The 20,329-nt window shown below is 64.1% G+C and carries 14 protein-coding genes and 1 pseudogene; 10 read left to right on the forward strand and 5 right to left on the reverse strand.

The window, feature by feature from the left end:
• Position 1 precedes the first annotated feature (1 nt).
• From QCE58_RS03850 to QCE58_RS03865, 4 genes and pseudogenes are all read left to right on the forward strand, one after another.
• Positions 2 to 1,528, forward strand: a complete 1,527-nt coding sequence (locus tag QCE58_RS03850; protein ID WP_008351304.1) for an efflux transporter outer membrane subunit — start codon at positions 2 to 4, stop codon at positions 1,526 to 1,528.
• Between the two features lie 475 nt (positions 1,529 to 2,003).
• Complete coding sequence (locus QCE58_RS03855; RefSeq protein ID WP_051079036.1) at positions 2,004 to 3,179, forward strand: efflux RND transporter periplasmic adaptor subunit; 1,176 nt, start codon at positions 2,004 to 2,006, stop codon at positions 3,177 to 3,179.
• Positions 3,180 to 3,196: 17 nt separating this feature from the next.
• Entirely contained in the window at positions 3,197 to 6,376 is a 3,180-nt protein-coding gene (locus tag QCE58_RS03860) for an efflux RND transporter permease subunit (RefSeq protein WP_250520947.1), read from the forward strand.
• Position 6,377: 1 nt separating this feature from the next.
• A pseudogene (locus tag QCE58_RS03865) lies at positions 6,378 to 7,838 on the forward strand (efflux transporter outer membrane subunit).
• Between the two features lie 79 nt (positions 7,839 to 7,917).
• Here the strand turns inward: QCE58_RS03865 and QCE58_RS03870 are convergent.
• Positions 7,918 to 9,309 carry a nucleobase:cation symporter-2 family protein gene (locus tag QCE58_RS03870; RefSeq protein ID WP_008351297.1) on the reverse strand — a complete coding sequence of 464 codons (1,392 nt, stop codon included), beginning with the start codon at positions 9,307 to 9,309 and terminating at the stop codon, positions 7,918 to 7,920.
• Positions 9,310 to 9,643: 334 nt separating this feature from the next.
• Between QCE58_RS03870 and QCE58_RS03875 the strand changes: the two genes are divergently transcribed.
• From QCE58_RS03875 to fghA, 4 genes are all read left to right on the forward strand, one after another.
• The gene (locus QCE58_RS03875) at positions 9,644 to 11,077 is read left to right on the forward strand and encodes a xylulokinase (protein WP_250520948.1); all 1,434 of its coding nucleotides are present in this window, start codon (positions 9,644 to 9,646) and stop codon (positions 11,075 to 11,077) included.
• A gap of 108 nt (positions 11,078 to 11,185) precedes the next feature.
• On the forward strand, positions 11,186 to 12,400 hold the full coding sequence (locus QCE58_RS03880) for an AGE family epimerase/isomerase (RefSeq protein ID WP_034474373.1): 1,215 nt from the start codon (positions 11,186 to 11,188) through the stop codon (positions 12,398 to 12,400).
• Positions 12,401 to 12,427: 27 nt separating this feature from the next.
• Positions 12,428 to 13,534, forward strand: a complete 1,107-nt coding sequence (locus QCE58_RS03885) for an S-(hydroxymethyl)glutathione dehydrogenase/class III alcohol dehydrogenase (RefSeq protein ID WP_008351283.1) — start codon at positions 12,428 to 12,430, stop codon at positions 13,532 to 13,534.
• A gap of 22 nt (positions 13,535 to 13,556) precedes the next feature.
• On the forward strand, positions 13,557 to 14,405 hold the full coding sequence (gene fghA, locus QCE58_RS03890; RefSeq protein ID WP_250480306.1) for an S-formylglutathione hydrolase: 849 nt from the start codon (positions 13,557 to 13,559) through the stop codon (positions 14,403 to 14,405).
• Positions 14,406 to 14,520: 115 nt separating this feature from the next.
• Here fghA and QCE58_RS03895 read toward each other — a convergent pair whose 3' ends face one another.
• Genes QCE58_RS03895 through QCE58_RS03910 form a run of 4 tightly spaced genes read right to left on the reverse strand, consistent with a single transcriptional unit; the run spans position 14,521 to position 17,576 of the window.
• The gene (locus tag QCE58_RS03895) at positions 14,521 to 15,309 is read right to left on the reverse strand and encodes a metal ABC transporter permease (protein ID WP_034474383.1); all 789 of its coding nucleotides are present in this window, start codon (positions 15,307 to 15,309) and stop codon (positions 14,521 to 14,523) included.
• 8 nt (positions 15,310 to 15,317) lie between these two features.
• Positions 15,318 to 16,199: a metal ABC transporter ATP-binding protein gene (locus QCE58_RS03900; protein WP_008351261.1), complete on the reverse strand. Its 882-nt coding sequence runs from the start codon at positions 16,197 to 16,199 to the stop codon at positions 15,318 to 15,320.
• Positions 16,196 to 17,077: a metal ABC transporter solute-binding protein gene (locus QCE58_RS03905; protein ID WP_051996842.1), complete on the reverse strand. Its 882-nt coding sequence runs from the start codon at positions 17,075 to 17,077 to the stop codon at positions 16,196 to 16,198. Before QCE58_RS03905 ends, QCE58_RS03900 begins: the two co-directional genes overlap by 4 nt.
• Positions 17,078 to 17,117: 40 nt before the next feature.
• Positions 17,118 to 17,576: a Fur family transcriptional regulator gene (locus QCE58_RS03910; protein ID WP_008351259.1), complete on the reverse strand. Its 459-nt coding sequence runs from the start codon at positions 17,574 to 17,576 to the stop codon at positions 17,118 to 17,120.
• A gap of 334 nt (positions 17,577 to 17,910) precedes the next feature.
• On the opposite strand from QCE58_RS03910, the gene QCE58_RS03915 reads away from it, so the two are divergent.
• Both QCE58_RS03915 and QCE58_RS03920 read left to right on the forward strand, forming a co-directional pair.
• On the forward strand, positions 17,911 to 18,684 hold the full coding sequence (locus QCE58_RS03915) for an L-iditol 2-dehydrogenase (protein ID WP_250456557.1): 774 nt from the start codon (positions 17,911 to 17,913) through the stop codon (positions 18,682 to 18,684).
• A gap of 233 nt (positions 18,685 to 18,917) precedes the next feature.
• Complete coding sequence (locus QCE58_RS03920; protein ID WP_008351257.1) at positions 18,918 to 20,285, forward strand: sugar ABC transporter substrate-binding protein; 1,368 nt, start codon at positions 18,918 to 18,920, stop codon at positions 20,283 to 20,285.
• Positions 20,286 to 20,329 lie beyond the last annotated feature (44 nt).

Here is a 20,329-nt window from a genome sequence, read left to right on the forward strand (position 1 = left end):
GATGCTTAAACATTCCTTGATCGCGGCCGCCGTGGCGGTATTCGCCGCGGGCTGCACGCTCCAGCCGAAGTACGAGCGTCCGCCCGAGCCCGTCACGCAGACGTTTCCGGAAGGCGGCGTGTACGCGCACCAGCCGGATGCGAGTTCGAGCGCGAGCAACGGCCGCACGGCGAACGGCCAGAGCGCGCCGGACATCGGCTGGCGCGATTTCTTCGCCGATGCGCGCCTGCAGAAGATCGTCGAGCTCGCGCTGAAGAACAATCGCGACCTGCGCGTCTCGGTGCTCAACGTCGATGCGGCGCGCGCGCAGTATCAGATCACGCGCGCGGGTCTGTTCCCGACGCTCGATGCGGCCGCGTCGCAGACGAAGCAGCGCACGCCGAAGAATCTGTCGTTCTTCGGTAACACGATCTCGAACGAGTATTCGGTCGGCCTGAATGCGTCGTGGGAAATCGACTTCTTCGGGCGCATCCGCAGCCTGAAGGATCAGGCGCTCGCGCAATATCTGTCGACGGCGGAATCGCGCAAGGCGGCGGAGATCTCGCTGGTGTCGTCGGTGGCGGACCAGTATCTGACGATGCTCGCCTACGACGATCAACTCGTCGTCACGCAGAACACGCTCAAGACGGCGCAGGAGTCGTTCCGCATCACCAAGCTGCAATACGAGAACGGCACCGGCACCGAACTCGATCTGCGTCAGTCCGAAGGCGTGGTCGAGGAAGCGCAGGCGAATCTGCAGACGCAGTCGCGTTTGCGCGCGCAGGCGGAAAACGCGCTCGTGCTGCTCGTCGGGGAGCCGTTGCCTGCGGATTTGCCGGCCGGCATGCCGCTCGATACGCAGAATCTGCTCTCCGACATTCCCGCGGGTCTGCCGTCCGATCTGCTGACGCGCCGTCCCGACATCGCGGCGGCGGAGCAGTCGCTGCTCGCGGCCAACGCGAATATCGGCGCGGCGCGCGCGGCGTTCTTTCCGCGCGTCTCGCTGACGGGCAGCTTCGGCACGCTGTCGCCGACGCTCGGCGGCCTGTTCAAGCCGGGGTCGGCTGCGTGGTCGTTCGCGCCGCAGATCACGGTGCCGATCTTCGAGGGCGGCCAGAACAAGGCCAATCTCGATCTGGCGAACGTGCAGAAGCGCATCGAGATCGCCAATTACGAGAAGGCGATCCAGACCGCGTTCCGCGAAGTCGCGGACGGCCTCGCCGCGCGCGGCACCTTCGACGAGCAGATCAAGGCGCTCGAGCGCTTCGTCAATTCGCAGAGCCGGCGTCTGGAGCTGTCGGACCTGCGCTATCGCAATGGCGTGGACAGCTATCTGTCGGTGCTGACCGCGCAGACGGCGCTTTACGAAGCGCAGCAGCTGCTCATCACGGCGCGGCTGAATCGACTGACGAACCTCGTCGATCTGTATCAGTTCATGGGCGGCGGATGGATCGAGCGTTCCGGCGACGCGCCGCGTCCCGCCGATGCGCCCGTCGACTACGGCTCGCAAGGCGCGCCGCAAGCAGCCTCGGCGCCCGCGGCGAGCTGATTCGCCTAAAACCGTCGCACTCGAAGCCCGGCCGCGCCGGGCTTTTTTTCGCGCTTTCGAACTTGTTCCACATCGTTTTGCATCGATGTCTGGGTGATGCAACAGACTTGGCACATTGTTTCAGTTGCCATCAAAGATCCACACATCTGCCTACTCTTTAGTCTTCCTCACTGCGCGCGATAACTATAATCGGCTGCTTGCCGCAGTCGTGACGGCGCGATCCGTTCCATCGATCGTTCGAAAAAGTCGTTGACGAAGCTCGCCGCGAGCGTCGCATACATTCAGTTATCCAAAAAATATGGCCGCATTTCTTCCGAAAGCGGCCAGCCCCATCCAAGGCGCGCGGGCCGCACGAATGCCCCGGTCGCCGCGGTCAGCGACTTTCGCATCGCACGACAGCACATTGCGCGCGGCTCGCGGTCAACGCGAAGACGCGCGCCTTTCATTGTCAGTAACCTCAGAGGTCTCGCGTTCCATGCGTCTCATACGGATTCCATACCGCCTCATCGGTGTCACGACGGCCGCCTTGCTGGCAGCCGGTTGCGGAGAGAAGCATCCCGCGATGGCGCCGCACACGCCGGAAGTCGGCGTTGTCATCGTCGAGCCGGCCGCTGTGCCGGTCACGACAGAACTCTCGGGCCGCACGAGCGCCTTTCTCGATGCCCAGGTGCGCGCGCGCGTCGATGGCATCGTGCTGCGCCGCGAATTCACGGAAGGCAGCCTCGTCAAGGCCGGGCAACGCCTTTACAAGATCGATCCGGCGCCGTATATCGCGCAACTGAACAACGCGAAGGCGTCGTTCGCGAAGGCCCATGCGAATCTCGTCTCGACCGCGGCGCAGGCCGAGCGCTACAAGGTGCTCGTCGCGTCGAACGCGGTCAGCAAGCAGGACTACGACAACGCCGTGGCGGCGCAAGGCCAGGCCGAAGCCGATGTCGCGTCGGCCAAAGCCGCGATCGACACCGCGCAGATCAAGCTTGGCTATACCGACGTCACGTCGCCGGTCTCGGGTCAGGCCGGCATTTCCCAGGTCACGCCGGGCGCATACGTGCAGGCGGCGCAGGCGACGCTGATGGTCACCGTCCAGCAGCTCGACCCGATGTACGTCGATCTCACGCAATCGAGTCTCGACGGTCTCAAGCTGCGCCGTCAGATTCAGGAAGGGCGTCTTTCGACCAACGGCCCGAACGCGGCGAAGGTCACGCTGATCCTCGAAGACGGCCGTGAGTATCCGGAGCAGGGCAAGCTGCAATTCAGCGATGTGAGCGTCGATCCGTCGACCGGATCGGTGACGCTGCGCGCGATCTTCATGAACAAGGACCGGGTGCTGCTGCCGGGCATGTTCGTGCGCGCGCGCATCGAGCAAGGCGTGAATCCGAAGGCGCTCGTCGTGCCGGTGCAGGGCATCACGCACGATCAGAAAGGCACCGCGCTCGCGATGGTCGTCGGCAAGGACAACAAGGTCGCGATGCGCCCGCTCGTCACCTCCGGCACGCTCGGCCAGAGCTGGATCGTCGACAGCGGTCTGAACGCGGGCGATCGCGTGATCGTCGAGGGCATCGATCACGTGCGTCCGGGCATGGAAGTGAAGGCCGTGCCCGCGCGTCAGCCCGAAGCGAAAGCCGACGCAACGGCCGCCTCCGGCGCGTAAGGACGGGAGACACGTCCATGGCCAAGTTCTTTATCGATCGCCCGATTTTCGCGTGGGTGATCGCCATCATTCTGATGCTCGCGGGTCTCGCGTCGGTGACGACGCTGCCCGTCGCGCAATATCCGACCATCGCGCCGCCCGCGATCCAGATTTCCGCGAACTATCCGGGCGCATCCGCTCAGACCGTCGAAAACACCGTCACGCAGGTGATCGAGCAGCAGATGAGCGGTCTCGACCATCTGCTGTATCTGTCCTCGACCTCCGATGACAGCGGCACCGCCACCGTCACGCTGACGTTCGCGGCCGGCACCAATGCCGACATCGCGCAGGTTCAGGTGCAGAACAAGCTGCAACTGGCCACGCCCAATCTGCCGGCCGTCGTTCAGCAGCTCGGCATCAGCGTGACCAAGTCGAGCAGCAGCTTCCTGCTCGTGCTGGCGTTCGTGTCCGAAGACGGCAGCATGAGCCGCGAAGACCTCGCGAACTACGTGGCGTCGCACGTGCAGGATCCGATCAGCCGGCTGAACGGCGTCGGCACCGTCACGCTCTTCGGCTCGCAGTACGCGATGCGAATCTGGCTCGATCCGAACAAGCTGACCAAATTCAGCCTGACGCCGGTCGACGTGCAGAACGCGCTGACTTCGCAGAACGTGCAGGTCGCGGGCGGCCAGCTCGGCGGCGTGCCCGCGGTGCCGGGCCAGTCGATGCAGGCGACCATCACCGAAGCGACGCTGCTGCGCACACCGGAGCAGTTCGGCAACGTGCTGCTGAAGGTGAATCAGGACGGCTCGCAGGTGCGTATCCGCGACGTGGCGCGCGTCGGTCTCGGCGGCGAGAACTACAACTTCGAGACGCAGTACAACGGCCGTCCGGCTGCCGGATTCGGCATTCAGCTCGCGACCGGCGCGAACGCGCTCGCCACTGCGAATCTGGTGCGCGCGAAAGTCGACGAGCTCGCGAAGTTCTTCCCGCACGGTCTCGTCGTGAAGTATCCGTACGACACCACGCCGTTCGTGAAGCAGTCGATTGCCGACGTCGTCAAGACGCTCATCGAGGCCATCGTGCTGGTGTTCCTCGTGATGTACCTGTTCCTGCAGAACCTGCGCGCGACGCTCATTCCGACCATCGCCGTGCCGGTCGTGCTGCTCGGCACCTTCGCGATCATGGCGGCGGCGGGCTTCTCCATCAACACGCTGTCGATGTTCGGGCTCGTGCTCGCCATCGGCTTGCTGGTGGACGACGCGATCGTGGTCGTCGAAAACGTCGAGCGCGTGATGACCGAAGAGGGACTGTCGCCGAAGGAAGCCACGAAGAAGGCGATGAGTCAGATCACCGGCGCGCTCGTCGGCGTGGCGCTCGTGCTCGCGGCGGTGTTCGTGCCGGTGGCGTTCACGGGCGGCTCGGTCGGCGCGATCTATCGCCAGTTCTCGCTGACGATCGTCTCGGCGATGGGTCTCTCGGTGCTCACCGCGATGGTGCTCACCCCTGCGCTGTGCGCAACGATGCTCAAGCCGCACCCGGAAGGCCACACGGAAAAGACGACCGGCTTCTTCGGCTGGTTCAACCGCACGTTCGCGAAGAGCCAGGCGAAGTATCACGGCGGCGTGGCGCATGTCATCAGGCGTTCGGGGCGCTGGCTCGTCATCTATGTGGTGATCATCGTGGCGGTCGGCATGTTGTTCGCGCGTTTGCCGAAGGCGTTCCTGCCCGATGAAGACCAGGGCACGATGTTCGTGCTGGTGGCGACGCCCGCCGGCTCCACGCAGGAGATGACGCAGCGCGCGCTGGACGATGTCGCGGGCCATCTGCTGAACAAGGAAAGCGCGCTCGTCGAGTCGGTGTTCACCGTGAACGGTTACAGCTTTGCCGGTCATGGCCAGAACTCGGGTCTCATCTTCGTGCGGCTGAAGGACTTCGCCCAGCGCACGAGCGCCAACGAGAAGGTGCAAGCGCTGGTGGGCCGCACGTACGGCGCGTTCGCGGGCTACAAGAACGCGCTCGTGTTTCCGGTGAATCCGCCGTCGATTCCGGAACTGGGCACGGCGTCGGGCTTCGACTTCGAACTTCAGGATCGCGCCGGTCTCGGCCACGAAAAGCTGATGCAGGCGCGCGCGATGCTCCTCGGCATGGCCGCGAAGGACGAGACGCTCGCGCAGGTCCGGCCGAACGGCCTGAACGACGCGCCGCAGTTCAAGGTGAACATCGACCGTCAGAAGGCGCTGGCGCAGGGCGTCGATCCGTCGAGCATCGACCAGACGTTCTCGATCGCGTGGGCGTCGAAGTACGTGAACAACTTCCTCGATACGGACAGCCGCATCAAGAAGGTGTACATGCAGAGCGATGCGCCGTTCCGCATGTCGCCGGAGAACATCAACAGCTGGTACGTGCGCAACGCGTCGGGCTCGATGGTGCCGTTCTCGTCGTTCGCGACGACCGAATGGAGCTACGGCTCGCCCAAGCTCGAACGCTACAACGGCCTGTCGTCGATCGAAATCCAGGGTGTCGCGAAGCCGGGCAAATCCGCCGGCGAGGCGATGGCCGCGATGGAAGCGCTCGCGGCGAAGCTGCCCGCGGGCATCGGCTACGAATGGACGGGGCTGTCGTATCAGCAGATCCAGTCCGGCTCGCAGGCGCCGATTCTTTACGGCATCTCGATCCTCGTCGTGTTCCTGTGTCTCGCGGCGCTGTACGAGAGCTGGTCGATTCCTTTCTCCGTGATCATGGTCGTGCCGCTCGGCGTGGTCGGCGCACTGCTCGCCGTGTCGCTGCGCGGACTGGAGAACGACGTGTTCTTCCAGGTCGGCTTGCTCACGACAGTGGGCTTGTCGGCGAAGAACGCGATTCTGATCGTCGAGTTCGCCCGCGATCTCCAGCTCTCGCAAAAGATGGGGCCGATCGAAGCGGCGCTCGAAGCGGCGCGCCTGCGCCTGCGTCCGATTCTCATGACATCGCTCGCGTTCATTCTCGGCACGATGCCGCTCGCGATCAGCAACGGCGCGGGCTCGGGCAGCCAGCACGCGATCGGCACGGGCGTGATCGGCGGCATGATGACCGCGACTTTCCTCGCCATTTTCATGGTGCCGATGTTCTTCGTCGTGGTGCGCTCGCGTTTCGGCGGCGACAAGGAGGACACGGATGCCGCGCTCGCGCGTTACGAAGCGCAGCGGCGCGCGCAACAGGGCAACGAAGGACACTGACATGCGTAGACTTTCCTTGATTGCAATGGCCGTCGCCGTACTGGCGACCGGCTGCACGATGGCGCCGAAGTACGAACGCCCCGCCGCGCCGGTGTCGGCGAATTTTCCGGCGCACGGCGTCTACGCGACGCAGCCGGTCGCGACGCCGGACGGCGCACGCAGCGCGAACGGCGTGGCCGCGGCCGATATCGGCTGGCGCGATTTCTTCGTCGATGCGCGTTTGCAGCGGCTCATCGACATCGCGTTGAAGAACAACCGTGACTTGCGCGTCGCGATGCTCAACGTGCAGGCCGCGCAGGCGCAGTATCAGGTCGTCACGACGCTTCTGCTTCCGTCCATCACCGCCGTGGGCGCGCAGTCGAAAACGCGCAAGCCCGACAATCTGTCGTTCTTGAATCAGACCATCTCGAATACCTACACGGTGGGCCTGAATGCGTCGTGGGAGATCGACCTGTTCGGCCGGGTGCAGAGCATGCGGAATCAGGCGCTCGCGAAATATTTCGCGACTGCCTATGCGCGCAAGGCTGCGGAGATTTCGCTCGTCTCGCAAGTGGCGGCGCAGTACCTTCAGGTCTTGCAGACGGACGACCTGCTGAAGGTGACGCATCAGACGCTGGCCAGCGCGAGCGAATCCTACCGGATCGTCAAGCTGCAATTCGACAACGGCGCCGCGTCGGAGCTGGACGTGAGCCAGGCGCAAACGGTGATGGAAGGCGCGGCGGCGAATCTGCAGGCGCAGGAGCGCGCGCGGGCGCAGGCGGTCAATGCGCTCGTGTTGCTGCTCGGCGAGCCGGTGCCCGACGATCTGCCGGGCGGCATGCCGCTCGACGGTCAAAACCTGCTCGCGGACATTCCTGCGGGTCTGCCGTCGGATTTGCTGCTGCGGCGGCCGGACATCATGGAGGCCGAATAGAATCTGCTCGCGGCGAATGCGAACATCGGCGCGGCGCGCGCAGCGTTCTTTCCGAACATTTCGCTGACCGGCATGCTCGGCACACTGAGCCCGACGCTCGGTGGTCTGTTCAAAGCGGGGTCGGCGGGATGGAGCTTTGCGCCGACCATCACCTTGCCGATCTACGGCGATCAGTTCGCGAATCTCGAGTACGCGAATATCCAGAAGAAGATCGAGATCGCCAATTACGAGAAGGCGATTCAATCCGCGTTCAAGGATGTCGCCGATGGTCTCGCCGCGCGCGGCACCTACGATCAGCAGATCGCCGCGCTCGTGCGCGATACGGCCGCGCAGCAACGCCGGCTGGAGTTGTCGACGCTGCGATACAAGCAGGGCGTCGACAGCTATCTCGGCGTGCTGACCGCGCAGCAGGATCTGTATTCGGCGCAGCAGACGCTGATTGCCGCGCGCACGCAGCGGTTGGCGAATCTCGTGACGTTGTATCAGGCGCTGGGAGGCGGGTGGATCGAGCGGACGGGCGATGCGCCGCGGGCGGCGGATGCGGGCTGACGCGGGGCCCTCGCTTCGATAAACAAAAAAACGCCGCGGCTCCCGCCGCGGCGCTCAACGCAAGCACAGCCCAAACTCCTCAGTGCGCGTCGCCCGCATGGGCCGCGCCTTCGAACTCATGCGCGGCTTCACGCGCATCGCGTTCGGCATCGCGTTCCTTGCGCACGCCGTTGAACACGATGTTCAACACCACCGCCGACACCGACGCCAGCAGAATCCCGCTGTGAAGGATCGGCTCCAGCGCGTGCGGCAGTTGCGTGAAGAACTTCGGCGCGACGACCGGCACCATGCCCATCCCGACGCTCACCGCGACGATGAACAGGTTGTGCTGATTCTTCGAGAAGTCCACGCGCGACAGCGTCTTGATGCCGTTCGCCGCGACCATGCCGAACATCACGATGCCCGCGCCGCCGAGCACGAACGGCGGCACCGACGCCACCACCTGCGCCATTTTCGGAAAGAGGCCGAGCACGACGAGAATCACGCCGCCTGTCGCGCAGACGAAGCGGCTCTTCACGCCCGTCACGCCGATCAAACCGACGTTCTGCGAAAACGACGTATGCGGGAACGAGTTGAAGATGCCGCCGATCAGCGTGCCGAGACCGTCGACACGCAAGCCGCGCACGAGCGCCTTCTGGTCGACCGGACGCTCGACGAGATCGCCGACCGCGAGGAACATGCCCGTCGATTCGATGAACGTCACGAACATGACGATGACCATCGTCGCGACGGAGAGCGCATCGAAATGCGGCATGCCGAAGTGGAACGGCAGCACGATGCCGACCCACGGCGCGTGCGCGACGCCGTCCATGTCGACGCGGCCGAGCATCGCGGCGATCACGAAGCCGACGACGATCCCGAGCAGCACCGAAATATTCGCGATGAAACCTCGCGCGAACTTGTTGATGAGCAGAATCAGCGACAACACGACGAGCGACAGCAGCAGGAAGACCGGATTGCCGTAGTCGGGATTGCCGATGCCGCCCGCCGCCCAGTTGATGCCCACGCCCATCAGCGAGAGGCCGATCACCGCGATCACCGTGCCGACCACGACCGGCGGGAAGAAGCGCAGGAGCTTGCCGATCATCGGCGCGAGGACGATGCCGATCACGCCCGCCGCGATGGTCGCGCCGAACACGTCGAGAATGCCGAGCGAAGGATTCGTGCCGATCGCGACCATCGGGCCGACGGCGGCGAAGGTGCAGCCCATGATGACGGGCAGGCGAATGCCGAAGATCCACAGGCCGAGCGTCTGGATCAGCGTGGCGACGCCGCACGAGAACAGATCCGCGCTGATGAGAAACGCGACCTGATCTTTCGGCAGGCCCATCGCGGCGCCGAGGATCAGCGGCACCGCCACCGCGCCCGCGTACATCACCAGAACGTGCTGGATGCCGAGCGTCAGCAGTTGACCGGCGGGGAGCCGTTCGTCGCACGGATGCACCGACGGGTTCACCGAACTTGAAGCCATGTCTCTCTCCTATGTCTACTTCCATTTGAATGGCCTCCAAGTTAAGTGCATCGGCAACCATGAACAAGACCACGCGGCGCTATACGTCGCGTTCGCGTGCCGATATGGGTCTCGCGCGCCGCGAGCGGCGCAAACGTGCGAACGGCCCTGTCACAAGGGGTTTGACGCAAATCAAGGGAAATTCGTCGCCTGACGGAAGGCCGCGATCTTCGGACGGTCGTTATGATGTGCATCACGCCCCGCGTATAGTCCATTTTTCACGTTCATCGCGCGATGGCGGGGTTAACCCCCGTTTTACGCGTTTTCCCTAACGCCTTTTCAGACTCGGAATCCCATGCGTTTTTTAGGCATCGATCTCGGCACGGGCTCCCTCAAGCTCGCGATCGTCGATGAAGCCGGACGCGACATCGCGTCGTCGAGTGCGGCGTACGCGGTGACGAGCGCGCAGCCCGGCTGGGCCGAAACCAGCGTCGATGCGTGGCATGCCGCGCTCGTCGACGCAGCATCGCGTTTGCCCGCCAACGAGCGTCAAGCGGTGCGCGGCATCGGCTTTTCGGGGCAGATGCACGGCGTCGTTTTGACCGACGCGCATGGCCACGCGCTTCGCCCCGCGATGCTGTGGCCCGACACCCGTGCCCGCGATCTGCTCGACGCGTGGCGCGAGCCGCAGCCGAATCCGGTCGCGCCCGGCATGGCGGGGCCGTTGCTGCGCTGGCTCGCATCGAACGAACCGCGGATCGCGGCGCAAACGCGCTGGGCCTTGCAGCCGAAAGACTGGCTGCGCGCGAAGCTCGGCGGTGCGTTCGTCACCGATGCATCCGATGCGTGCGCGACCGCGCTCGCCGCGCCATCGGGCGAATGGGACGAGGCGCTGATCGACCGGCTCGGCTTGCCGCGCGCGTGGTTCGCGCCGCTCGCGGCATCGCATGAAGTCGGCGGCGCGTTGTCTGCGGCGTCGGCGTCCGCGCTCGGTCTCGAAGCGGGCATTCCGATGGCCGTCGGCGCCGGCGATACGCCGTGCGCTGCGCTCGGCAGCGGCCTTTGCGCCGATGGCGACGCGCTCCTCACCACCGGCACCGGCGGGCAGATCGTCGTCATGTGCGCCGACGCGCCCGCGCCCGTGCACGGCCTGCACACGTATCGCGCGGCCAACGGCGCGTGGTATCGCATGGCGGCGATGCAGAACGTCGGCGTCGCGCTGGAAGCGGTGCGCGGCTGGCTCGGTTACGCATCGTGGCCCGACGCCTACGACGACGCCTTCGCCGCGTCCGCGAGTGCATCGGCGAGCTTTCTGCCGTATCTGAGCGGCGAACGCTCACCATGGATGAACCCGAACGCGCGCGGCGGCTGGCTCGGACTCGGCCTCGAGGACACGCGCGGCACGATGATGCGCGCCGCGTTCGAGGGCGTGGCATTCGCATTGCGTGCGGGACTCGACGCGATTCGCGCCAACGGCACGCCGCTCGATGCGATGCTGCTCGCGGGGGGCGGCTCGGTCGATCTGCGCTGGCGGCAGTTGCTCGCCGATGCATTGCGCGTCGAGCTGCGCGCCGTCGATTGCCCGAACGCGGCGACGCGAGGCGCGGCGCTGCTCGGCGGCATCGCGGCGGGGCAGTGGCGCATCGGCGATATCGCTTCGCTCGCACCGAAGGCGACGCTCGCCGCGACGCCGCGTCCGAATCCGTCGCTCGATCAGCGGCTCGCCCGTTTCATCGATCTGTACCGGCGCACCGAAGACTGGTTCGCGATCGGGCGCGAGTCCGCTTAAACTTGCGTACCTTGGATCCCGACGCCATGCGCGCCGGGGAGTATGAAGCGACGCTTCATATGAGCGGTAACTGAAGCTCGCTTCGTCACGACAACATCGAACTCAGCCATGCCCGCACCGTCACCGTCACATCCCGATTTCCGCTCGCGCGCGTTCCTGCTCGATCACGCGCTGCGCACGATGACCTTCTATCATCCGCACTGCATGGACCCGGCGGGCGGCTTCTACCACTTCTACAAGAACGACGGCACGATCTACGACCGCACGTCGCGTCATCTCGTGTCGAGCACCCGCTTCGTCTTCAACTATGCGATGGCCTACAAGCACTTCGGCCTCGACGAATATCGCGGCGGCGTGGCGCATGGCATCGAATATCTGCGCGAGGTTCATCGCAATCCGCAGACGGGCGGCTATGCGTGGACGTTGAACGGCCGCGACGTCACGGATGCAACGAATCATTGCTATGGCCTCGCGTTCGTCGTGCTCGCGTATGCGAAGGCGGTCGAAGCCGGATTCGACGAAGCGCGCGCGTATCTCGACGAAACCTGGCATCTGATGGAGACGCACTTCTGGGACGCGCAGCACGGCCTTTACAAGGACGAGGCGAGCGCGGACTGGCAAGTGTCCGACTATCGCGGGCAGAACGCGAACATGCATACGTGCGAAGCGCTGCTCGCCGCGTTCGAAGCGACCGGAGAAGCGCGCTATCTCGATCGCGCGGCGCTGCTCGCGGACAACATGGTGAATCGGCAGGCCGCGCTCGCGGGCGGGCTCGTGTGGGAACACTACAAGCCGGACTGGTCGATCGACTGGGACTACAACAAGGGCGATCGCAGCAATATTTTCAGGCCGTGGGGCTTTCAGCCTGGGCATCAGACGGAATGGGCGAAGCTGCTGCTGATCCTCGATCGTCATCGGCCGGAGGCGTGGCACGTCACGCGTGCGCGCGAGCTGTTCGATCGCGCGCTGCAATTGTCGTGGGATCACGAGCACGGCGGCATGGTCTATGGCTTCGACACCGAAGGCAAGTTCTACGACGAAGACAAGTATTTCTGGGTTCAGGCGGAATCGTTCGCGGCGGCCGCGCTGCTCGCGGATCGCGCGCAACGCGATGGCGACGCGGCGCTTGCCGCGCGTTACTGGAACGATTACGACCGCCTGTGGACTTATAGCTGGGAGCATTTCGTCGATCACAAGTGGGGTGCGTGGTATCGCATTCTCACGCGCGACAATCGCCAGTACAGCGACGAGAAAAGCCCGGCGGGCAAGACGGACTATCACACGATGGGCGCATGCTACGAAGTCCTGAATATCGTGCGCTGAAAGAATCACAACCTTGGGAGTCAGACGATGAAAACGAAAGCAGCAATCGCATGGGAAGCCGGCAAGCCGTTGACGATCGAAGAGGTCGATCTCGAAGGTCCGCGCGCGGGCGAAGTGCTGATCGAGGTGAAGGCGACGGGCATCTGCCACACCGATTACTACACGCTCTCCGGCGCGGATCCGGAAGGCATTTTCCCCGCGATTCTCGGGCATGAAGGCGCGGGCGTCGTCGTCGATGTCGGGCCGGGCGTCGGCACGTTGCGAAAAGGCGATCACGTCATTCCGCTCTACACACCGGAATGCCGCGAGTGCAAGTTCTGTCTGTCGCGCAAGACCAATCTCTGCCAGAAGATTCGCGCGACGCAAGGCAAAGGCCTCATGCCCGATGCGACTTCGCGCTTCTCGCTCGATGGCAAACCGCTGTTCCATTACATGGGGACGTCGACGTTTTCGAATTACATCGTCGTGCCGGAGATCGCGGTGGCGAAAGTGCGCGAGGACGCGCCGTTCGACAAGATCTGCTATATCGGTTGCGGCGTGACGACGGGCGTCGGCGCGGTCGTGTATTCGGCGAAGGTGGAAGCGGGCGCGAATGTCGTCGTATTCGGGCTGGGCGGCATCGGCCTGAACGTGATTCAGGGCGCGAAGATGGTCGGCGCGGACAAGATCATCGGCGTCGATATCAATCCGGGCCGCGTCGAGCTCGCGAAGAAGTTCGGCATGACGCACTTCATCAACCCGAAGGAAGTGGAGAACGTCGTCGATCACATCGTGCAATTGACCGATGGCGGCGCGGATTATTCGTTCGAATGCGTCGGCAATACCACGCTCATGCGTCAGGCGCTCGAATGCACGCACAAGGGCTGGGGCCAGTCGTTCATCATCGGCGTGGCGGCGGCGGGGCAGGAAATCAGCACGCGTCCGTTCCAGCTCGTCACGGGCCGCGAATGGAAGGGCTCGGCGTTCGGCGGCGCGCGCGGCCGCACGGATGTGCCGAAGATCGTCGACTGGTACATGGAAGGCAAGATCAACATCGACGATCTGATCACGCATCATCTGAAGCTGGAGCAGATCAACGACGGCTTCGACCTGATGAAGAAGGGCGAGTCGATTCGTTCCGTCGTCATCTATTGAGCTACTGAGCGAGGAAAACGCGATGCTGGAACTCGTGGAAGAACATCGTTGTTTCGATGGCGTGCAGCGCATCTATCGGCATGAATCGCAGACTATCGGCCTGCCGATGCGCTTTTCCGTCTTTTTGCCTGCTGCCTCGTCTTCTTCGAAGGTGCCGGCGTTGTTTTATCTCGCCGGCCTGACTTGCACCGAAGAGACGTTCCCGATCAAGGCGGGCGCGCAACGTTACGCGGCGGAGCACGGCATCGCGCTGATTGCGCCGGATACTTCGCCGCGTGGCGCGGATATTCCGGGCGAGAAGGATTCGTGGGATTTCGGCGTCGGCGCGGGGTTTTATGTCGATGCGACGCGCGAGCCTTGGGCGCGGCGTTATCGCATGTACTCGTATGTGACGCAGGAGTTGCGCGAGACAGTTCTCGCGGAGTTGCCGGTGCGAGAGGATCGTATCGGCATCTTCGGGCATTCGATGGGCGGGCACGGGGCGCTCGTGCTCGCGTTGCGCAATCCGGATCTTTATCGGAGTGTGTCGGCGTTTGCGCCTATTGCGGCGCCGTCACAGTGTCCGTGGGGCGTGAAAGCGTTTTCTGGCTATCTCGGCGATGATCGTTCGGCGTGGGCGCAGTACGATGCGAGCGAGTTGATTCTCGGCGATGCGGCTGCTCGGTTCGAAGGCGGGATTCTTATCGATCAGGGACTGGCGGATCAGTTTCTCGCCGAGCAGTTGCACCCTGATGTCTTGGAGCGCAATGCGCGTGATGCCGGACACAGTTTGATCGTGCGGCGGCATGAAGGCTATGACCACGGGTATTTCTTTATTTCTACCTTCGTCGGGGAGCATGTCGCGCATCATGCGCGGGTTTTGTGTCGGTGAGGTTTGGTCTTCTTGTTGTTGCCGGATCCCGTGATCGTGTCGGTCTATTAGCGTTGCCCCTGTGCGGGGCGGCATTGCTGACAGACCGACGCGATCACGGGCTCCAGCGAAGAAATCAATTCCCCCGCTTTCCCAACAAGCTCGCCCCATAAACAACCGCAGCCAGCATAGTGATCCAGAAACTAGTAGGCCAATCGGTATAGAAGGCGAGCGTAAGCCCAACCCAAGCCTGTGCGAGTGCAAACAGCGCCGCAAGCACGAGCCCTGACGACAATCGCGTCGTGACGTTCTGCGCCGCCGCCGCGGGCCCGACCATCAACGCAAAAACGAGCAGCACCCCGACGATCTGCGTGCAAGCCGCGACTGCCAGCGCGGTGATCGCGAGAAACATCACGGAGACGAGCCGCAACGACACGCCCTTGGCCTCCGCGAGCTCCGGCTGCAAGGACGCAAACAACAAAGGCCGCATGATGACCGCAAGCGCACCGAGGCTGACGACAGCGAGCCCGGCAAGCACGACCAGCGTGTCATGACTCACGCCAAGCACGTTGCCGAACAGAAGCGCAGTAGCCTGAGTCGCATACGCGGTGAAGAAGTGCAGAAACAGCAACCCGAACCCGAGCGAGAGAGAAAGAATCACGCCGATGGCCACATCGCGGCCCGAGAGCCGCTCGCCGAGCGCACCCATCCCGACGCCCGCCGCGAGCGTGAATCCGACCATCCCCCAGAGCGGCGGCATGCCGAGCAGCACCGCGCCCGTCGCGCCGGTAAAGCCGACGTGCGATAGCGCGTGACCCGCGAAGGTCTGTCCGCGCAGCACGAGAAAATACCCGACGATCCCCGACAGCACCGCGACGATCCCCGACGCCGCGAATGCATTCACCATGAAGTCGTATTCGAACATTGCGCTTTCTATTTGACGTGACTGTGGCTGTGGCCGTGATCGTGCTCATGGCCGTGATCGTGTTCATGCTCGTGCTCTCCGCCTTCCTCGTGCGCGTGATCGAGCTTGTCGATTTCGACATCGCCCGACATCACGAAGATGCGGCCGTTCACGCGCATCACGTCGATGGGCGAGCCGTACAGACGCGAGAGCACCGGCTTCGAAATGACTTCATCGACAGTGCCGAGCGCCGCGCGCCCGCTGCCGAGATAAAGCACGCGGTCGAGCGAATTGAGCAGCGGATTGAGTTCGTGCGCCGAGAACAGCACGGTGATGTTCAACTCGCGCTGCACGCGCCGCACGAGTTCGACGACCCCCGTCTGATGCCGCGGATCGAGGCTGATCAGCGGCTCGTCGAGCAGCAACAGACGCGGATTGCCGAGCAGACACTGCGCGAGCAAAAGACGCTGGCGCTCGCCGCCCGACAACTCCGACAACGGACGCGAAGCAAGCTGATGCGCGCCGACGAGCTCCAGCACGCGCTCGACATCCGCACGGATGCGGGCATTGCGATGCGGCAGTCCCCAGTGATGACCATCCGCGGCCATCGCGACGAAATCGCGGCCGAGCACGCGCCGGTTCGCGAGACCCGTGCGTATCTGCGGCATATAGCCGATCGACGGATTGCCGCGCACGACCGCTTCGCCATTCACGCGAATCGTCCCGCTCTTCACAGGCACGAGTCCGAGCAGGGCGCGCATCAGCGTGGTCTTGCCCGCGCCGTTCGGCCCGAGCACGCCGATGAACTCGCCGTTCTTCACCGTGAAACTCGCGTCGTTGAGAATCTCGCGCCCGCCGAGTGCGAGCGTCACGCGATCGACTTCGAGCGCGGGCTGCATCGTCGCATTCATCGCTGCCATCCTTGCAAGGCGCCCGCTAGCGAGTCGAGCTGCGACTGCATCCATTGCTGATACGTCTTCTTCGCGGGCAAAGTCTCCGTCACGCTGATGCTCGGCACATGCGCGTCCTTCGCGATGTCCAGCAGACGCTTCGTCAGCGCGCCCGTCGCCTGGCTGTTGTAGATGAGCACATGCACGCGACGCTCGCGCAGATCCTTCTCGAACGCGGCGATGTCGGCGGGACTCGGCTCGGTCTCGTTCATCGACGCGAGCTGGAAGCGCTGGTTGCGCATCTCGAAGCCGATCGCATCGGCCATGTAGCCGAACACCGGCTCGGTCGCCGTCACGGGCACGCCCTTGTAATGCGACTTCATCTGCGCGACGGTCGCGTCGATCGGTTTCATCGAATCGAGGAACGCTGCGAGGCGCGCGTCGTAATCGCTCTTGTGCGACGGGTCCGCGCTCACGAGATACGCGCTCACCGCCTTCGCGACGACGGGCATCGTCGCCGGGTCGTACCAGAGGTGCGGATTGTCGCCGCCCTTCTTGCCGACGAGCTTCGCCGCGACGATCGCCGTGCGCTTGCCATTGCTCTTGGATGCCGCGAGCAGCTTGTCCATCCACGGATCGTAGTCCGCGCCGTTATAGACGACGAGCGCCGCGTGCTGCAACGCGCGCGCGGTCTTGGGACTGGCTTCGAAGAGATGCGGGTCTTCGTCCGGATTGTTGAGGATGCTCGTCACCTGCACGTGATCGCCGCCGAGCTGGCGAATGACGTCGCCGTAAAAGTTCTCCGCCGCGACGACCGGCACGCGCGCGGTCTGTGCCGATGCCGCGCTGCAAAAGCCGAGCGCGAGGGCGAAGCAGGTCAGGACGTGCGCGAGTTTCATCGATTTCCTTGCAAGTGAGATGTTCTTGAGACGCGGCGATTCAGACATCGCGATGCTTTCGCTGGCAATCGGCGCACAGCCCGCTCAACTCCACGACCTGGTGATGCACCTGAAAGCCGTGCGCGGGCGGGCTCGCCGACAGCGACGATGCGAGTTCGCGGCCCTGAATTTCGAGCGTCGCGCCGCATTCGTCGCAGATGAGGAACTGGCTCTCGTGAGGCTTGCCGGCATCGCAACACGCGATGAACGCGTTCTTCGACTCGATGCGATGCACGAAGCCGTTATCGACGAGAAACTCCAGCGCGCGATACACCGTGGTCGGCGGCACGCGCGCGCCGCGTTGCGGCTCCATCGCGTCGATGAGGTCATAGGCGCCGATCGGCTTGTGCGCCTTCAGCACGAGTTCGTAGACCTGACGGCGCAGCGGCGTCAGCGCGACGCCGCGCTCGATAGCGAGCGCCTCGGCGCGCGCCAGCATGTTTTCGACGGATGCGGTCATGTGAATATCGGCCACGCAGAGGTGGCTGCAAAAGGTTGAAGCGCGAGCGAGGGCCGCTCGTCGGACGTTTGGGCGATGATATAACGTATCACGTTCCGTTGCACATTCGCGCACGCTTTATTTTCGGCGGCCGCGGTACGCCTTTTGCTCTCGCGCGCTTGCCGGACGGGGTTTTCCCGAGGTTTTGCGATGTTTGCGCGTCGCAGCATCGAAAGCTGTGTTGACACCTTGACACGATCACGCGCAGCGCCGATCATTCGATCAAACAGAGAGCAATTGTTCATTCGCGGAGCGTTCGCTCGCCGCGAGGGACAAAAAACTATCGGAGACATCGGTGAGATTGAGAGACAAGGTCGCGATCATCACGGGCGCCGCGAGCGGCATCGGCGAAGCAGTTGCGCGGCGCTATCTGGAAGAAGGCGCGAACGTCGTCGTCGTGGATGTGAAGAACGAAGACGCCATGGCCCAGCGCTTCGCGGACGTGGCCGACCGCGTGCTCGCGCTGAAGGCCGACGTCACGCAGCGCGACGACATCGCACGCATCGTGACGCGCACCGTCGAACGTTTCGGCGGCATCGACATTCTCTTCAACAACGCGGCGCTTTTCGACATGCGCCCGATCCTCGACGAATCCTGGGACGTCTATGACCGCCTCTTCGCGGTCAACGTCAAAGGGATGTTCTTTCTGATGCAGGCGGTCGCGCAGCGCATGGTTGAGCAGGGGCGCGGCGGCAAGATCATCAATATGTCATCGCAGGCCGGGCGGCGCGGCGAAGCGCTCGTGTCGCATTACTGCGCGACCAAGGCGGCGGTCATCAGCTATACGCAATCGGCGGCGCTCGCGCTCGCGAAAGAGCGCATCAACGTGAACGGCATCGCGCCGGGCGTCGTCGACACACCGATGTGGAAGGAAGTCGACGCGCTCTTCGCGCGTTACGAGAATCGTCCGCTCGGCGAGAAGAAACGGCTCGTCGGCGAAGAAGTGCCGCTTGGACGCATGGGCGTGCCCGACGATCTGACGGGCGCGGCGCTCTTTCTGGCGTCATCGGATTCGGATTACATCACCGCGCAGACGCTCAATGTCGACGGCGGCAACTGGATGAGCTGACGCGCCGCACGCGCGCCACGCAGCTTGAAGCGCGGGAAGCACCGTCTATAGTGAAACGGCGTCGAGTCGATGGCGCCAAGTCGGCGAAGGCAAGGGCGGCAACAAGGATAACCCCGGCAACCACGCGATCCACGATCGCGCACCCTCAAAAAGCAGGCAGCGGCATCCACGGCGCTTGCGTCATGCAGCGAGACCATCACGGCGCCCGTGCCAACAAAAAGGAGACGAACTCAATGAAACGCACTCAACGCATCGTTCGAGCACAACCGCGCGCGCGTCGCGCTCCGTTCGCGACCGCGGCGCTGTCCGCCGCGCTTGCAGCGGCCGCGCTCGTGCCGCTGTCGGGGCATGCCGCGACGACCATCACCATCGCGACGCTGAACAATCCGGACATGATCGAGCTGAAGAAGCTCGCGCCGGCGTTCGAAAAGGCCAATCCGGACATCCAGCTGAAATGGGTGATTCTCGAAGAGAACGTGCTGCGCCAGCGCGCCACGACCGACATCACGACCAACAGCGGCCAGTTCGACGTCATCACCATCGGCACGTACGAAGCACCGCAGTGGGGCAAGCGCGGCTGGCTCTCGCCGATGACCGGCCTGCCCGCCAACTACGATCTCGACGATGTCGTGAAGACCGCGCGTGACGGCCTCTCGTCGGGCGGCGTGCTGTATGCGCTGCCGTTCTACGTCGAAAGTTCGATGACGTACTACCGCAAGGATCTGTTCCAGGCCGCGGGACTGAAGATGCCCGATCAGCCGACCTACGACCAGATCAAGCAGTTCGCCGACAAGCTCACCGACAAGTCCAAAGGCCAGTACGGCATCTGCCTGCGCGGCAAGGCGGGCTGGGGCGAGAACATGGCGTACGTGTCGACGGTCGTGAACACGTTCGGCGGCGAGTGGTTCAACGAGAAGTGGCAGGCGCAGCTCGACACGCCCGAATGGAAGAAGGCAGTCGGCTTCTACGCCGATCTGCTGAAGAACGACGGCCCGCCGGGAGCGAGCTCGAACGGCTTCAACGAGAACCTCACGCTGATGTCGTCCGGCAAGTGCGCGATGTGGATCGATGCGACGGTCGCGGCAGGCATGCTCTACAACAAGTCGCAATCGCAGGTGTCGGACAAGATCGGCTTCGCGGCCGCGCCCGTCGCCGTCACGCCGAAGGGCTCGCACTGGCTGTGGTCGTGGTCGCTCGCGATCCCGAAGACGTCGAAGCAGCAGGAAGCCGCGAAGAAGTTCGCCGCGTGGGCGACGTCGAAGGAATACATCGAGATGGTCGGCAAGGACGAAGGCTGGGCATCGGTGCCGCCGGGCACGCGCAAGTCGACCTACGCGCGCCCCGAGTACAAGCAGGCCGCGCCCTTCGGCGACTTCGTGCTGAAGGCGATCGAAACCGCCGATCCGAACGATGCGACGCTGCACAAGGTGCCGTATAGCGGCATCCAGTTCGTCGGCATTCCGGAGTTCCAGTCGTTCGGCACGGTGGTCGGCCAGTCGATCGCGGGCGTCGTCGCCGGACAGACGAGCGTCGATCAGGCGTTGAAGGCCGCGAATGCCGCGGCGGATCGCGCCGTGAAGCAAGCGGGCTATCAGAAGTAATTCCTGTGGTAACGGGCCGCGTCGCCTGATGCGGCCCGGGAAGC

The sequence above is a fragment of the Caballeronia sp. LZ028 genome (genome assembly GCF_031451415.1).
Classification (GTDB): Bacteria; Pseudomonadota; Gammaproteobacteria; order Burkholderiales; family Burkholderiaceae; genus Caballeronia; species Caballeronia zhejiangensis.

Bases quoted from the DNA above. Each gene is read 5' to 3' on its own strand.
- QCE58_RS03885 (WP_008351283.1), top strand. From the start codon at position 12,428: ATGAAAACGAAAGCAGCAATCGCATGGGAAGCCGGCAAGCCGTTGACG.
- fghA (WP_250480306.1), top strand. From the start codon at position 13,557: ATGCTGGAACTCGTGGAAGAACATCGTTGTTTCGATGGCGTGCAGCGC.
- QCE58_RS03880 (WP_034474373.1), top strand. From the start codon at position 11,186: ATGCCCGCACCGTCACCGTCACATCCCGATTTCCGCTCGCGCGCGTTC.
- QCE58_RS03895 (WP_034474383.1), bottom strand. From the start codon at position 15,309: ATGTTCGAATACGACTTCATGGTGAATGCATTCGCGGCGTCGGGGATC.
- QCE58_RS03910 (WP_008351259.1), bottom strand. From the start codon at position 17,576: ATGACCGCATCCGTCGAAAACATGCTGGCGCGCGCCGAGGCGCTCGCT.
- QCE58_RS03920 (WP_008351257.1), top strand. From the start codon at position 18,918: ATGAAACGCACTCAACGCATCGTTCGAGCACAACCGCGCGCGCGTCGC.
- QCE58_RS03860 (WP_250520947.1), top strand. From the start codon at position 3,197: ATGGCCAAGTTCTTTATCGATCGCCCGATTTTCGCGTGGGTGATCGCC.
- QCE58_RS03905 (WP_051996842.1), bottom strand. From the start codon at position 17,077: ATGAAACTCGCGCACGTCCTGACCTGCTTCGCCCTCGCGCTCGGCTTT.
- QCE58_RS03855 (WP_051079036.1), top strand. From the start codon at position 2,004: ATGCGTCTCATACGGATTCCATACCGCCTCATCGGTGTCACGACGGCC.
- QCE58_RS03875 (WP_250520948.1), top strand. From the start codon at position 9,644: ATGCGTTTTTTAGGCATCGATCTCGGCACGGGCTCCCTCAAGCTCGCG.
- QCE58_RS03850 (WP_008351304.1), top strand. From the start codon at position 2: ATGCTTAAACATTCCTTGATCGCGGCCGCCGTGGCGGTATTCGCCGCG.
- QCE58_RS03870 (WP_008351297.1), bottom strand. From the start codon at position 9,309: ATGGCTTCAAGTTCGGTGAACCCGTCGGTGCATCCGTGCGACGAACGG.
- QCE58_RS03900 (WP_008351261.1), bottom strand. From the start codon at position 16,199: ATGAATGCGACGATGCAGCCCGCGCTCGAAGTCGATCGCGTGACGCTC.